The following is a 14,633-nucleotide window of genomic DNA, read 5'->3' on the forward strand; positions in this document are numbered from 1 at the left end:
TTTTTTTGGTGCCTAGCGAGTGTCTTCCGCTATGGTGACTTGCAGTGTTTTCTCTTGGCCTTTTCTTAGGATAAGTACGTCGACCACAGTGCCAGGTCGCAGTTCAGTGACGATGTCGAGGACGCTTTGTCTACCGTTAATCTTTTGATTATCAATTTTTAAGATGATGTCTTGAGCTTCGAAGCCCGCTTCAGCCGCAGGGCCATTAGGGTCAACACCTAATACTACGATACCACCAAGATGTTCATTACCTAGTAAGCGCGAGGTAACCGAGTTGATGTCTTGGCCATCAATGCCTATGTAGCCACGAATGACTCGTCCATCGGCAATGATTTTTTCCATTATCTTGTTAGCCAGCGAATATGGAATGGCAAAGGAAATGCCATAGGTTTCCAGCTCAGTGGCTTGCTGGAAAGAGGCGGTGTTGATACCAACCAGCTCTCCGCGGGTATTCACCAGAGCACCACCAGAATTGCCCTCATTAATTGCAGCGTCGGTTTGAATAAACGCCTGACGGCCATCGGCACTGATGGATGAGCGTCCTGTGGCTGAAATAATGCCAAATGTCGTCGTCTGTCCTAAGTTATATGGGTTACCAATCGCCAGCACGATATCACCGACTTTAGGTGAGTAGTCTGGGTTAAGTGGAATAACGGGTAGATTTGAACCTTCGACTCTCAAGATAGCGATGTCAGTTCGACGGTCTTTACCGACTAATTGCGCCGCAGCGACACGACCATCTTGCAAGGCAACAATGATTTGATCGGCTTGAGCCACCACGTGGTAGTTGGTAATGATATAGCCCTTTTCACTGACGATAACACCAGAGCCTAAGCCTTGTGTTAGCAGTTTAGAGCGGTCAGCTTCCGTGTACTTTCGGCTGTAAATGTTAACCACGGCAGGAGCAGCATTGCGCACTGCATGGTTAAAAGAAATCTGTTTCGGATCACTCTCTTCAGTTTCATTTGAAGGGAGGGGAGGAAGAATATTGCTTCGTAGCGAGGGAAGCGCGAGCAACAATATTGCTGCGGTTGCCAACCCTAAGCCTATAGAACGCAATAAAAATTGCAGCATACTATCCTCATTGGGCATTTGATGGTAATAAGTTGCTGAAGAATAGCACTAGATCGGGGGTTAATAAAAGGACAGCCGGGTTTGTGGCTGTCCTTTCAGGCGTAGTTCGCGTTTTGTCTCGCTAGCGAATCACGAGGTACAGAGTTCGATCGCCTCGTTGAATGTTGAGAGCGAGCACGCCGGGTTGTTTCTCGACGACTTTACGGAACTGGGCGAGGTTCTTCACTCGTTGTCGGTTGACACCAATGATGATATCCCCCTCTTCGAGTTGATAAGCGGCTGCATTTGAGCCCGCTGCAACGGAGGTCACTTTCACACCTTGAGTTGAGTCACTAGAGTTGGTGTTGGACAGCTGTGCACCTGATAGACCTTCGTGCAATTTCTCAGCGGGGGCTTTAGCGTTCTGCATCTCTCCTAGCGTGACTGCATAGGTCTTTTGCTTACCGTCTCGAATAACACCAAGCTCTATCTTTTTACCGGCACCGAGCGTAGCGACTTTGGCTCTCAGTTCACTAAATGAGTTGATGGATTTACCATTGATAGAGGTAATTACGTCACCAGCCTCTAAACCGCCTTTATCTGCGGCACTGTCTGGCACGACTTGGCTAACAAAAGCACCTTTACTCGACTCGTAGCCGAGTGCTTCAGCCAGCTCAGAAGTGATTTCTCCACCTTGAACGCCAAGCATGCCGCGTTTTACTTCGCCAAACTCCAGTATTTGGTCGGTGAGATTGGTCATCATGTTGGATGGTATAGCGAAACCGATCCCGACATTACCACCATTTGGCCCGAGAATAGCGGTATTGATACCGATGAGCTCGCCATTAAGATTGACCAATGCGCCACCCGAGTTACCGCTGTTAATTGCGGCATCGGTTTGAATAAAGTTCTCAAAGTTCTCTAAGTTCAAGCCACTTCTACCTAGGGCAGAAACAATACCTGAGGTTACGGTTTGTCCTAAGCCAAATGGGTTGCCTATTGCAACACTGAAGTCGCCAACACGAAGCTTGTCAGAATCGGCAATTTTTATTTCGGTTAGGTTCTTGGCTTTCTCTAGTTTCAGCAGTGCGACATCTGACATTTGGTCGCCACCAATTAACTCAGCTTGATACTCTCGGCCATCGTGAAGTTTGACGCGAATTTTTTCTGCGCCATTAATAACGTGGTAATTGGTAACGATGTGGCCCTTTTTCGCATCGATGATAACACCGGAGCCTAGGCCTCTGAAGGGGCGTTCTTGCAGTTGCTCTGTTGGAAAATCTGGCCCGAAAAAGAAGCGGAACTGCTCAGGAATATGTTGTTTAGACACTTGTGTGCCTTCGACTGAAATGCTGACTACTGCGGGAGTCACTTTTTCTAACATGGGAGCGAGGCTAGGCAGTTGCTCACCATTGACTGTTGCAGGCAGTGCCGCTGTCGCGGACAACGGGGTGATGATTGAACTTAAGCTTAAAGATAGGACGGTTAATGCAAGCAAAGGTTTTTTCATCTGATAACTCCTATTAAGTTAAGGGCTTGAGATCTTATATTTGTCTGAAAAATAAAAGATCAACTCGCTCCAATGGGAGTTATGACTCAAAAACCTTTGCAAAGTTCAGCAATTTTCTCGTTTAAGACGCTTTTGCCGTGACCACTTGTTCAGAATCGAGGATTTCTTTCTTCTCTTCTTTTAGTAGCCCTGTTGGCCCAGAAGCATAGTCTTTCGGTGCTTCACTTGTGTTCGACTCTGTGTCGGATTGCTCAGTTTTCTCTTCCGTTTTGCTCTGCTCAGCAACTTTCTTATTGAATGGATTGTCTTGTTCAGGAAGGTTAGGTAGCAGCTCAGAAGACGTTTTCGTCATATGTTGATACAACTTAGTGTATTCCTTACCAAGAGAGTCAAGCATCTCTGCCGTTTGAGCAAAGTGATCGGCAAGGTCTTGTTTCTGTTGTTCCAGTTCAAACTTAGCGGTTTCGAGTTCTTTCTGAGTACTCTTCTGCTTTTTATATCCAGGTGTTGTCAGACGAGAAATAATTACACCTAAAAGAGTACCAACAAGCAAACCAACTAGGGCGTAAATCCAAGGCATATTAGCTCCTTATTGTTGTTATTTAACATGTTTATTACTGCTTAGTTACACATGTTCGAACGACATGGTACTATGAGTGCTTCAGCCGATAAAGAAAAATGCATGTGCTCTACATAGCAGTTTCCACTCTTCTTCTGTAGGTCAATTGAGTTATGACGCCCCTAGACAGCTATAAAAATGACATTAATCAGCATGGTTTTCAGCAAGATGAGGCCCAGCTTCATGCTGTCACCGCACTCGATACTTTATACCATCAATTTGTGCAATATATAAACACACCTGTTGAGAAAGTGTCTGGTTGGAAAAGTTGGTTCGGTAAAAAGCCGCAACCCCCTGTCGCACCGAAAGGGCTCTACTTTTGGGGCGGTGTTGGTCGAGGCAAAACGTATCTAATGGATACCTTTTTTGAGGCTCTCCCGTCTGAGAAGAAGATGAGGGTGCATTTCCACCGTTTTATGTACCGTGTGCACGATGAATTGAATGCACTCGGGGAGGTGAATGATCCGCTAGAAATCGTTGCTGACAAATTTAAAGCTGAGGCTGAAATTATATGTTTTGATGAGTTCTTTGTTTCAGACATTACTGACGCCATGATTCTCGGAACCTTATTCCAAGCCTTGTTCCAGCGTGGGGTTGTCTTGGTGGCGACTTCTAATATTCCTCCAGAAGATTTATATCGTAACGGCTTGCAACGCGCGCGTTTTTTACCGGCGATTAAACTCATTCAAGAAAACTGCATTGTTTTGAATGTTGACAGCGGTATCGACTACCGCTTACGTACGTTAGAGCAAGCAGAGATATATCACTACCCGTTGGATGAGCAGGCGGATCAAAATTTACATCGTTATTTTGAGCAGTTGGTCGGCGAACAGCGTCGAGGTGAGCAGGTGATTGATATCAACCATCGCCACATTGATGTAGTCGAAACTTCGGAAGGAGTACTGCACGCCTCCTTTGCTCAACTTTGCCAAACGGCTCGTAGTCAAAACGACTATATTGAGCTCTCTCGTCTCTACCACACGGTATTATTAGCAGATGTACGCCAGATGGACAGAACCATTGATGATGCAGCGCGTCGATTTATCGCCTTAGTGGATGAATTCTATGAGCGAAACGTAAAATTGATCATATCCGCTGAAGTTGCATTAGAAGAGCTTTATACCTCTGGACAACTCGAGTTTGAGTTCAAACGTTGTCAATCACGTTTGATTGAAATGCAAAGCCATGACTATCTGGCCAAAGAGCATTTAGCATGAGGAAATTCGCCAAATGTTATAGGTTGAAAAAAAATGAATTTTTTACCGAAAAGAGGTGATTTTTTCAACTGACTTCTCTATAATCCTGCGACCCACCGTTACTGCAGACCTTATTATCGAAGGTATTTCGACATAACGGGTCGAGAGTGCCAACCACTCGAAGGGGTGTTGACTGGACTCTTAGTCAGTGGGAGCGAAAGCTCCTTAAGTGTAAATTTAATTATTGAACGGGTTATTATTAGCATGAAAACTTTCGTTGCTAAACCAGAAACTGTAAAACGCGACTGGTACGTTGTAGACGCTGAAGGTAAAACTCTTGGCCGTCTAGCAAGTGAAATTGCATCTCGCCTACGTGGCAAACACAAAGCTGAATACACTCCACACTGCGACACTGGTGATTACATCATCGTTGTAAACGCGGAGAAAGTTACTGTAACTGGTAACAAAGCTAAAGGTAAGATTTACTACCGTCACACTGAATTCCCTGGCGGCCTAAAATCAATCAGCTTCGAGAAGCTAATTGATCGCAAGCCAGAGATGGCTCTTGAACTAGCAGTTAAAGGTATGCTACCACGTGGTCCTCTTGGCCGTGCTATGTACCGTAAGCTGAAAGTTTACGCTGGCGCTGAGCACAACCATGTTGCTCAACAACCACAAGTACTAGACATCTAATCGGGGATTTCGAAAATGGCAGATAATCAATACTACGGTACTGGCCGTCGCAAAAGCTCAGCTGCACGTGTTTTTGTTAAACCAGGTAGCGGCAACATCGTAATCAACAAGCGTAGCCTTGATGAGTACTTTGGTCGTCCAACTTCTCGCATGGTTGTTAAACAGCCTCTAGAGCTAGTTGAACTAACTGAGAAACTAGACCTATACGTTACTGTTAAAGGTGGCGGTATTTCAGGTCAAGCAGGTGCTATCCGTCACGGTATCACACGTGCTCTAATGGAATACGATGAGTCTCTACGTCCTACTCTACGTGCAGCTGGTTACGTTACTCGTGACGCTCGTTGCGTTGAACGTAAGAAAGTTGGTCTACGTAAAGCACGTCGTCGTCCACAGTTCTCTAAGCGTTAATTTCCACTTTATCGGAAATTTACCGCTCCAGTTTTGTTACTGGAATTGTGGTTCAAAGCTCGGCTATATGCCGAGCTTTTTGTTTTTCTACGCAAAAAAAATCCCTTCTAAGCTCCCGCTTTTCCTCAGTTTTGTTTTACTTATGTCCCTTTTGTGACGTCACTGGCGATTCACCTCACAAATGTTACAAAAAGGTAGCTTTATCTTGTCAAAAAGTAGGGTTTTATTTATCATTTGCCATCAAATAAATACAACTAAATTCGTATTTTGTTAGCCATGCTCTTTAAGCGGAATAACAATAAGTCCACAAGGAGCAAATGGGAGAATGTTTGGATGAGCAATGCGCCTTTAAATAACGGTCGCAGACGTTTCTTAACTGCTACAACAGCTGTTGTTGGCGGTCTTGGAGCTGCTGCTGTCGCCGTTCCTTTTATTAAATCTTGGAACCCAAGTGAAAAAGCCAAAGCTGCGGGTGCCCCTGTCGAAGTAGACATCGGTAAACTCGAAGAAGGGCAAATGGTCCGTGTCGAATGGCGTGGTAAACCTGTATGGGTTGTCCGTCGTGCACAATCGGTTGTGGATGGTCTAAAAGCCATCGATGGACAACTGCGTGACCCTGCCTCTGGTGAAGAGCAACAACCTACTTACGCTCAGAATGCTTACCGCTCAATTAAGCCTGAGTACTTCGTCGCTGTAGGTATTTGTACACACCTTGGTTGTTCACCGACTTATTTACCTGACAGTTTTAGCGAGCAAGTTCAGGGTGTGAAATCTGGTTTCTTCTGTCCATGTCATGGTTCTAAATTTGATATGGCTGGTCGAGTGTTCCAAGGTGTTCCAGCACCACTTAACCTAGTTGTTCCAAAACACATGTACCTGAGCGATACCAAGATTATCATCGGTGTTGATGAAGGAGGGGAGGCATAATGCAAGCTCTACTTGATTGGGTAGAAAAACGCATACCCGCAATGAATGCGTACAAGAAGCACCTTTCTGAATACCCGATGCCAAAGAACTTTAACTTTTGGTATCTATTTGGTTCGTTAGCAATGCTAGTTTTGGTTAACCAAATCCTTACGGGTATTTGGTTAACAATGAACTATGTACCATCTGGTGATGGTGCGTTTGCTTCTATCGAATACATCATGCGTGATGTTGAGTACGGTTGGCTGCTGCGCTACATGCACTCTACCGGAGCATCTGCTTTCTTCGTTGTTGTTTACCTGCACATGTTCCGTGGCCTAATTTATGGTTCTTACCAGAAACCACGTGAGCTACTGTGGATCTTCGGCATGCTTATCTTCCTAGTGCTGATGGCTGAAGCGTTCATGGGCTACTTATTGCCTTGGGGACAGATGTCATACTGGGGGGCTCAGGTAATCATCTCTCTGTTTGGCGCGATTCCTGTTATTGGTGATGACTTAACACTGTGGATTCGTGGTGACTACGTAATCTCTGGTGCAACCCTGAACCGTTTCTTTGCTCTACACGTTATCGCTCTACCAATTGTGTTGCTGCTGCTTATCGTTCTTCACGTACTCGCTCTGCACGAAGTCGGTTCAAACAACCCAGACGGTATCGAAACCAAGCTGCCTAAAGGCACAATGGGCGATGATTATAAAACACAGTTCAAGTTCCACGATTACTACTCTAAGAAGTATGACATTATCGACTCAGTTCCATTCCATCCTTACGGTACGGTTAAGGACTTGATTGGTGTCGCTGGCTTCTTGTTCCTGTTCTGCTACGTATTGTTCTTTAACCCAGAGATGGGCGGCTACTTCCTAGAGCCACCTAACTTTGAAGCAGCTAACCCATTGAAAACACCTGAGCATATTGCTCCTGTTTGGTATTTCACTCCGTTCTACGCGATTCTACGTGCGGTTCCAGATAAGCTATTGGGTGTTATCGCAATGGGTGCATCGATTGCGGTTCTATTTGTTCTACCTTGGTTAGACCGCTGTCGTGTACGTTCTTACCGCTACCGCAGTAAGTTCCATTTATTCAATATCATCCAGTTTACGATCAGCTTTATCGCGTTAGGTATCCTTGGTGCGCTACCAGCAACACCAACTTACACGCTATTAGCTCAGATCTTCAGCTTAGCTTACTTCATGTTCTTCGTGTTGCTGTTCTTCTACAGCAAGAACGAAGCGACTAAGCCACTACCAGAAAGGGTGACATTCAAATGAAAAAATGGATTGTAATTTTATTTGCAATGCTGCCATCACTGGCAATGGCAGCAGGTGCGAACGTACCACTTGATAAAGCCAATAATGATCTGAGTGATGAAGCATCACTGCAAAATGGTGCGAAACTGTTCATGAACTACTGTTTCGGCTGTCACTCAGCACAGTACCAACGTTATGAGCGTGTTGCTCGCGATATCGGTATTCCAGTTGAACTGCTAAAAGAAAATCTGATCTTTGATCCGGAAGCGAAAGTTGGTGACCTTATGGTTAACTCTATTCCTCAGGAATCCGCTGCAAAATGGTTTGGTGCTCCACCACCTGATCTAACGCTTGTGGCTCGTGTCCGCGGTACAGACTGGTTATACACATATTTACGCTCTTTCTACGCAGATCCAAGCCGTCCATTTGGTGTTAACAACATCGTTTTCCCAAGCGTTGGTATGCCACATGTTCTAGAGGAACTGCAGGGCATTCCCTCTCCTGTCTATGAAACACATGTTGTAGATGGTCAAGAGGTGAAGAAGGTCGTTGGTATTGAAACTGATGGTACGGGAGAGTTGAACGATGAAGAGTACGACAATGCTGTTCGTGACCTGGTCAACTTCCTAGAGTACTCAGGTGACCCTGTTAAACTTGAGCGTCATGCTCTAGGTTGGTGGGTAATGGGTTTCCTAGTTATCTTTACCATAGTAGTCGTACTACTGAAGAAAGAGTATTGGCGTGATGTGCACTAATTGTGCTACGATACCGTGCTAATTCCCAATTTTTAATCTTAACAATGGAGGCTTAGCCTCCATTGTTTTTATCGTTGTAAGTGTGCTGGAGGGCTCCATGGCTGTAGCTGCCAATAAACGTTCTGTGATGACTCTATTTTCAAGTGCATCTGATATGTATAGCCATCAGGTACGTATTGTTCTGGCTGAGAAAGGTGTAAGTGTTGAAGTAGAACTTGTAGATGAAGTGAATCTACCTGCTGAGCTTATCGAACTTAACCCGTACAAAACAGTACCAACTCTAGTTGATCGTGAGCTAGCGCTTTACGACTCTAAAATCATCATGGAATACTTGGATGAGCGTTTTCCTCACCCACCATTGATGCCTGTATACCCAGTAGCGCGTGGTAACAGCCGTCTGATGATTTACCGTATTGAGAGAAACTGGTACACATTAGCTGAGAAGGTTGTAAAAGGCTCGGCAGAAGAATCTGAGTCAGCTCGTAACAAACTGCGTAATGACCTGCTTACTCTTGCTCCTGTGTTCGCTGAGTATGAGTACTTCATGAGTGAAGAGTTCAGCTTGATTGACTGTTACCTAGCTCCTTTGCTATGGCGTCTACCACAACTTGGTATTGAACTGGTTGGCCCTGGTTCTAAAGAGCTTAAAGTTTACATGAATCGCGTATTTGAGCGTGATTCATTCCTTGCTTCATTGACTGAAGCTGAACGTGAAATGCGTCTATCTCGCTAATTAACGTTTGATGGATATTGCAAACATGACTCCACGCCGTCCGTACATGCTGCGCGCATTTTACGACTGGTTGGTGGATAATGATCTGACGCCGCACCTTGTTGTTGCGGCGACATTGCCAGGTGTTCGTGTGCCTGAGGAGTTTGTTCAAGATGGCCAAATCATCCTGAATATTGCACCAAGGGCCGTGGGTAACCTAGAGTTAGGCAATGAAGCGATTACTTTCAATGCCCGATTTGGTGGTCGCCCTCACTCTGTGATTGTGCCTCTTTATGCTGTACAAGCTATCTATGCTCGTGAAAACGGAGCTGGAACTATGTTTGAGCCTGAAGACGCCTACATGGGTGAAATTGAAGAAGAGGACATTCTAGTTGAAGAAGAGCAATCTTCTTTATCCGTCGCGTCTGAATCCGTTGAAAGCTCGGAAAGCAATGAAACTCACCCTGACGACGAGCCACCGAGACCTAAAGGTCGCCCTAGTCTACGTGTAGTTAAGTAGCAAAACGAATAATAAAAAAGCAGCGATAAATCGCTGCTTTTTTTGTATCTCGATGGCATCTATTCGTCTGCGTATTGGAACGCACGAATGACTTGTTTTACGCCTGAGGTGTTGCGGGCGATATCCGTTGCGAGATCAGCATGTTGTCGTGATACGTATCCGAGAAGGTAAACTTCTTTATCTTCAGTGATGACTTTAATCTTCACCCCATTGAGCTCTGAGTTGGCTAGTAGCGCAGACTTAACCTTGGTTGTGATCCAGCTGTCGTGGCTAATCTGACTTACAGAAAGAGGTTGCTTGATCTTGAGTTGGTTGTGGATCGTCTTGACGCCTTTGACTTTACGCGCTTGTTCTTCAAATTGATTACTTAGATCTTGAGTACTTGCCTGACCAAGGAGAATGACGGTGCCATTGTAAGAACTTGCCGTCACACGGGCATTACCTCTAAAAGGCGCTTTGTTGCCTAAACCGGTGATTTCGAACTCAATGTTGTTGTCGTTCCAGATTTCTTGTGTCGTACGAGGATCGATGACAAGGTTTGCAGTTGTCGCGGCACCAGCGACAAATAATCCAGCACAGCCAGCCAGATTCAGCGCCAGTGCAGCTATCAATAAGGTTTTGATTCGCTTCATAAGTTACTCTTCGTGAGCGGGAAACAATACTTGATCAATAAGGTCGCATAAGCAGTGCAGTGTCACCATATGCACTTCGTGAATTCTTGCTGTTCTGTGAGATGGAATACGAATTTCAACATCGTTTTCCCCCAACAACCCTGCCATTTCACCACCATCTTTGCCGGTTAGCGCAATGATGGTCATGTCTCTTGTTACAGCGGCTTCCATCGCCTTAATGATGTTCTTACTGTTACCACTGGTAGAAATCGCCAGCAAAATATCGCCCGTTTGACCGAAAGCGCGCACTTGCTTAGAGAAGATTTCTTCGTAGTGATAGTCATTAGCGACAGCGGTTAGGGTAGTGTTATCTGCGGTTAAAGCCATTGCAGGCAAGCTTGGTCGCTCTGTCTCGAAGCGGTTAAGCAAACAGGATACAAATTGTTGACCATTGGAAGAAGAGCCCCCATTGCCACAACATAAAATTTTGTTGCCATTTAATAAGCTGGCAACCATCGCTTGGGCTGCATGGGTGATCGCATCTGGTAGCGCCTCTGCTGCGGCAATTTGAATTTGAATACTTTCTGTAAAGCTGTCTTTAATGCTGTCTAGCATTGATTATCCTTGAGTTATTGCGTTCTTTATCCACTCGACTTGTTCGCCTTGTTGGTGAATAGCGACTAAATCAAAGCGGAAATCGGTTGAATAGACGGATAAGCCGTTGTTCAACAACCACATGTTCGCTGCTTTTATCAGTTTGTTTATTTTTGAGCGAGTGACTGTTTCGGCTGCGTGTCCGTAATGTTGACTCTTGCGGTAGCGTACCTCGACAAAAACCAGGGTCGAGCCATCGCGCATGATGAGATCAATCTCACCCCCCTTGGCAAGAAAGTTTCTCTCAATTAGAGAGAAGCCGCAACTGATAAGATACTTTTCTGCTACGGCTTCGTATTGTTGGCCTGTTGCGCGCTTACTGCGCAGAACCATATTCAGCCCAACTGATTTCGCGTTGAACGACGCATTTATCATCGATACTTAACACACCGATGTTGCCTTCGATTGTATAGCCAGGGACAACCTTCATCTGAGGGAGCTGATCTATCAGACGATAAGCATCCATTCCCATCGCTTGTAAGCGCTTTTTGGCATTCGAATTGTTGGGCCATAATTGGTCCATCTGCGCTTTAATTTTGCCATCTGGATGGATAAGGAGTGGAATGTCGCCATAGCTTACACCAGTGAGATCTTCATACTGCTCTTGACCACTATTACTGCGTGAGTTGGAGAATAGTTTCGGTGGTGTGGTATCGGGATTAATTGCGACTTCAATAAATGGCTTAATCAAGGTTAATTCTGCGCTATTGGCAAGAATATATACCGCATCAATATCACGGCGACTTCTCGGTTGAGTCTCAAGAGGAACACTGAGCAGCGCCTCCATTTGAGCGATATGTTGCTGGCTCTCTTGTAAGCCAAACACTTGATTGATATTGCGCTGTAGCTGACGTTTGTTGCCAAAACGATTTACGTCGACTTTGTTGTCACTGTACTTTGTCCATTCAGATTTAAATGCTGCAACTACGCGATCGCCTAAACGGCCTTGAGGAGCCAGTACCAATGGGAACTGGTAACCTTCTTCAAACAGATGTTTTGCCGCTTGTGCCACTTCTTGTTCTGGTGATAAAGCGAGGTAGCAGGTGTTGGTATTCGCTTCGATATCTTCAGGAATGTTCAGTGCAAGCATAGGTACTGATTTCGAAAAATTGTCATCTGCTCTCTGAAGTTTCTCGATGTTCTCTTTAATCAGTGGGCCAACCACAAAGTCGATATTTTTTTCGACCAGCTGCGCTTCAAACTCTTCAATTGATGTTGTGTTAGTGTCAACAACCGTCAGGGTCGCGTCTTTATCACGCTCTTTGTCATTCATCATCTCCAACAGAAAACCGTCGCGGATGAGCTTTGACTGCTTAGCAAACTTGCCAGTCAATGGTAGCAGTAACGCAGTATGTAAGGGTTTACTCACTTCGAGTTGCAATATCTCAGTAATGGCTTTAGGGGTGTACACTGCAGCCGGATGTGCAGGGTTAGCTTTTAGCCACTGCTCAAGCTCTGACTGAAGTTGAGGCAGTGAAGCTGCTAAGGTATTGCTGTAAGAGGCTAACTGTAGCCAACCCGCAAAAATAAGATTACTTTCACGGCCAGCTTGTAGTTTGACTTGTGATTTGGACAGCGCCAAGTTGTTCCAAACACTGTCGGCGAGTAATTGTTGCTCAGCCTGCGCAGAAAATTCGCTTTCTAAGCTCAGTTCGCGTGCGGCATTGAAGTAATCACTTTGTTTCAAGAATAACGAGCTACGCAGCTGGTGGTATTCTTTCCACTGAGCGTCGGCTATTTGCCATTCAGGGCGGAAGTTTAATTGCGCAAGCGCTTCATCGTATTGCTCTTGAGTCAGCAGCAAATCGGCACGGGCGAGTTGCCATTCAGCCTGTTGCATGTCTGACAATTGTTGACGAGACAAGCGCTTAATCAATAGCTCTGCTTGAGAGGCATCGTTCGCATCAATAGACGCTTTTAGCGCCATGATTAACCAGTCATTTTGTAAACTGCCTGTGCTGCTGTCTGCGCGCATCAAGTAGGTCTGAACAGCCTGGTTCGGGTCTAAGGTAATATCAACCGATTGAGGGGTTGATGGGCCTGAGCTACATGCGGTTAATGCAACGGCAAGGGCTACAGGAGTGATTAAGCGTGTTACACTGAGTCGCTTATGGTTTTTCATGGCCATGAGTTCTTAGTTAATTCCGTACTAAATTGTGTCTATATTAATCGTTGAAGTGATGGTAAACAAATGACAGATAACAAAACCTTACCAACTGAGGTCCCAACTCTCTATATTGTGCCGACTCCCATCGGCAATTTAGGCGATATCACTCAACGTGCAATCGATGTGTTATCAACGGTTGACCTAATTGCAGCTGAAGATACTCGTCATACTGGGAAACTCTTGTCTCACTTTAATATTCAAACCAAGACATTTGCTTTGCATGATCATAACGAACAGCAAAAAGCGCAAGTGTTGGTTGAGAAACTTATGGCGGGGCACTCAATTGCGTTGGTTTCTGATGCTGGTACACCACTAATTAGTGATCCAGGGTACCATTTGGTAACAAAATGTCGTCAAGCTGGGGTTAAAGTTGTTCCACTTCCTGGTGCGTGTGCCGTGATTACGGCGTTGAGCGCCTCTGGTTTGCCATCGGATCGCTTTAGTTTTGAAGGCTTTTTACCCGCAAAAAGCAAAGGTCGCAAAGATAAATTTCTCGAAATTGCAAAAGTTGAGCGGACTTGTATCTTTTACGAGTCACCGCATCGAATTTTAGATTCTCTTGACGATATGCTCGATATTTTTGGTCCTGAGCGTGAGGTTGTACTGGCGCGCGAGTTGACCAAGACGTTTGAAACGATTCAAGGGTTGCCACTTGGAGAGTTGATCGAGTGGGTAAAGGCCGATCCAAATCAACAGCGTGGAGAGATGGCTCTTCTTATTCATGGCTTTCGAGCAGAGGCCAGTGATGAGATAGCCGAAGAGGTCAAGCGCACTTTAGCCATTCTGACCAAAGAGTTGCCACTAAAGAAAGCGGCTGCGATGACGGCAGAAATCTATAATCTGAAAAAGAATGCTCTCTATAAGTGGGGATTAGAAAACCTAGGGTAATCTCCCATCTGTACTGCGAGATGATGGCGCATTTTGTCTATTCCTTAGTCACTTGACCTTTGGTTTACAGCAAATCTGTGATCTCGCTAGACACTGCTCCCCGAACTCTATACAATCCGCCCTCGGAGCTGACTGGGTAGTCGCTGCTTTGTTGATGTCCTTCGGGAGACTGACAAGGGGGAGGAAAGTCCGGGCTTCATAGAGCAAGGTGCCAGGTAACGCCTGGGGGGCGCAAGCCTACGACAAGTGCAGCAGAGAGAAGACCGCCGATGGCCCGTAAGGGAACAGGTAAGGCTGAAAGGGTGCGGTAAGAGCGCACCGGACGACTAGTAATAGTTCGTTGCAGGGTAAACTCCACCTGAAGCAAGACCAAATAGGCCTCCACATTGCGTTGCTCGCGTAAGGAGGCGGGTAGGTTGCTCGAGCCAGTGAGTGATTGCTGGCCTAGACGAATGGCTACCGCCGTGCAAGCGGAACAGAACCCGGCTTATGTGTCGGCTCCACCTATTCGAGACCCATCGTAACTTTGTTGTTATGATGGGTTTTTTGCTTTTAATTGACCTAATTAATTTTTCAACCATTAAACTTAGCGCAAAATCACGTGTTCTCACTCGCTAGTGGTGGCGATACGCCACTAAATCAGTACACTGGAGAATCTGAATTCGTCAATGCGACA

The 14,633-nt window shown here is 45.6% G+C and carries 16 protein-coding genes and 1 other RNA gene; 10 read left to right on the top strand and 7 right to left on the bottom strand.

Going from position 1 to position 14,633, the window contains the following annotated elements; genetic code table 11:
* Positions 1-12: 12 nt before the first annotated feature.
* From degS to zapG, 3 genes are all read right to left on the bottom strand, one after another.
* Complete coding sequence (gene degS / locus RH45_RS11495) at positions 13-1,074, bottom strand: outer membrane-stress sensor serine endopeptidase DegS (RefSeq protein ID WP_008077309.1); 1,062 nt, start codon at positions 1,072-1,074, stop codon at positions 13-15.
* A gap of 121 nt (positions 1,075-1,195) precedes the next feature.
* A complete protein-coding gene (locus RH45_RS11500) occupies positions 1,196-2,563 on the bottom strand; it encodes a DegQ family serine endoprotease (RefSeq protein WP_008077310.1) in 1,368 nt (455 codons plus the stop codon).
* 121 nt (positions 2,564-2,684) lie between these two features.
* A complete protein-coding gene (gene zapG, locus RH45_RS11505) occupies positions 2,685-3,143 on the bottom strand; it encodes a Z-ring associated protein ZapG (RefSeq protein ID WP_008077311.1) in 459 nt (152 codons plus the stop codon).
* A gap of 152 nt (positions 3,144-3,295) precedes the next feature.
* On the opposite strand from zapG, the gene zapE reads away from it, so the two are divergent.
* The 8 genes from zapE to sspB all read left to right on the top strand — a co-directional run bounded on the left by zapE (position 3,296) and on the right by sspB (position 9,637).
* On the top strand, positions 3,296-4,399 hold the full coding sequence (zapE, locus tag RH45_RS11510; protein ID WP_008077312.1) for a cell division protein ZapE: 1,104 nt from the start codon (positions 3,296-3,298) through the stop codon (positions 4,397-4,399).
* Positions 4,400-4,642: 243 nt separating this feature from the next.
* Positions 4,643-5,071, top strand: a complete 429-nt coding sequence (rplM, locus tag RH45_RS11515; RefSeq protein WP_004744972.1) for a 50S ribosomal protein L13 — start codon at positions 4,643-4,645, stop codon at positions 5,069-5,071.
* Positions 5,072-5,086: 15 nt separating this feature from the next.
* Positions 5,087-5,479 carry a 30S ribosomal protein S9 gene (gene rpsI / locus RH45_RS11520; protein WP_004415472.1) on the top strand — a complete coding sequence of 131 codons (393 nt, stop codon included), beginning with the start codon at positions 5,087-5,089 and terminating at the stop codon, positions 5,477-5,479.
* A 333-nt stretch (positions 5,480-5,812) separates the two neighbouring features.
* Positions 5,813-6,406: a ubiquinol-cytochrome c reductase iron-sulfur subunit gene (petA, locus tag RH45_RS11525; protein WP_008077318.1), complete on the top strand. Its 594-nt coding sequence runs from the start codon at positions 5,813-5,815 to the stop codon at positions 6,404-6,406.
* Positions 6,406-7,671: a cytochrome b gene (locus tag RH45_RS11530; RefSeq protein WP_005476328.1), complete on the top strand. Its 1,266-nt coding sequence runs from the start codon at positions 6,406-6,408 to the stop codon at positions 7,669-7,671. Before petA ends, RH45_RS11530 begins: the two co-directional genes overlap by 1 nt.
* Complete coding sequence (locus RH45_RS11535) at positions 7,668-8,405, top strand: cytochrome c1 (RefSeq protein ID WP_008077323.1); 738 nt, start codon at positions 7,668-7,670, stop codon at positions 8,403-8,405. Before RH45_RS11530 ends, RH45_RS11535 begins: the two co-directional genes overlap by 4 nt.
* 97 nt (positions 8,406-8,502) lie before the next feature.
* A complete protein-coding gene (gene sspA, locus RH45_RS11540; protein ID WP_008077325.1) occupies positions 8,503-9,138 on the top strand; it encodes a stringent starvation protein SspA in 636 nt (211 codons plus the stop codon).
* 10 nt (positions 9,139-9,148) lie between these two features.
* The gene (gene sspB, locus RH45_RS11545) at positions 9,149-9,637 is read left to right on the top strand and encodes a ClpXP protease specificity-enhancing factor (protein WP_039958557.1); all 489 of its coding nucleotides are present in this window, start codon (positions 9,149-9,151) and stop codon (positions 9,635-9,637) included.
* A gap of 59 nt (positions 9,638-9,696) precedes the next feature.
* Here the strand turns inward: sspB and RH45_RS11550 are convergent, their stop codons facing one another.
* The 4 genes from RH45_RS11550 to RH45_RS11565 are packed head-to-tail and all read right to left on the bottom strand — an operon-like array spanning position 9,697 to position 13,030.
* Complete coding sequence (locus tag RH45_RS11550; RefSeq protein WP_008077327.1) at positions 9,697-10,269, bottom strand: BON domain-containing protein; 573 nt, start codon at positions 10,267-10,269, stop codon at positions 9,697-9,699.
* A gap of 3 nt (positions 10,270-10,272) precedes the next feature.
* Complete coding sequence (locus tag RH45_RS11555; protein ID WP_008077328.1) at positions 10,273-10,863, bottom strand: phosphoheptose isomerase; 591 nt, start codon at positions 10,861-10,863, stop codon at positions 10,273-10,275.
* A gap of 3 nt (positions 10,864-10,866) precedes the next feature.
* Positions 10,867-11,235: a YraN family protein gene (locus tag RH45_RS11560; protein ID WP_008077329.1), complete on the bottom strand. Its 369-nt coding sequence runs from the start codon at positions 11,233-11,235 to the stop codon at positions 10,867-10,869.
* Positions 11,219-13,030 (bottom strand): penicillin-binding protein activator, encoded by a 1,812-nt coding sequence (locus RH45_RS11565; RefSeq protein WP_008077330.1) that lies wholly within the window; start codon positions 13,028-13,030, stop codon positions 11,219-11,221. The genes RH45_RS11560 and RH45_RS11565 overlap by 17 nt, the downstream gene beginning before the upstream one ends.
* Before the next feature lie 63 nt (positions 13,031-13,093).
* Here RH45_RS11565 and rsmI point away from each other — a divergent pair, with 63 nt between their 5' ends.
* On the top strand, positions 13,094-13,957 hold the full coding sequence (gene rsmI / locus RH45_RS11570; RefSeq protein WP_008077331.1) for a 16S rRNA (cytidine(1402)-2'-O)-methyltransferase: 864 nt from the start codon (positions 13,094-13,096) through the stop codon (positions 13,955-13,957).
* Positions 13,958-14,081: 124 nt separating this feature from the next.
* An RNA gene (gene rnpB / locus RH45_RS22715) (RNase P RNA component class A) lies at positions 14,082-14,463 on the top strand.
* The last annotated feature ends 170 nt before the right edge of the window (positions 14,464-14,633 follow it).

This window comes from Vibrio sinaloensis DSM 21326, assembly GCF_000189275.1.
Classification (GTDB): Bacteria; Pseudomonadota; Gammaproteobacteria; order Enterobacterales; family Vibrionaceae; genus Vibrio; species Vibrio sinaloensis.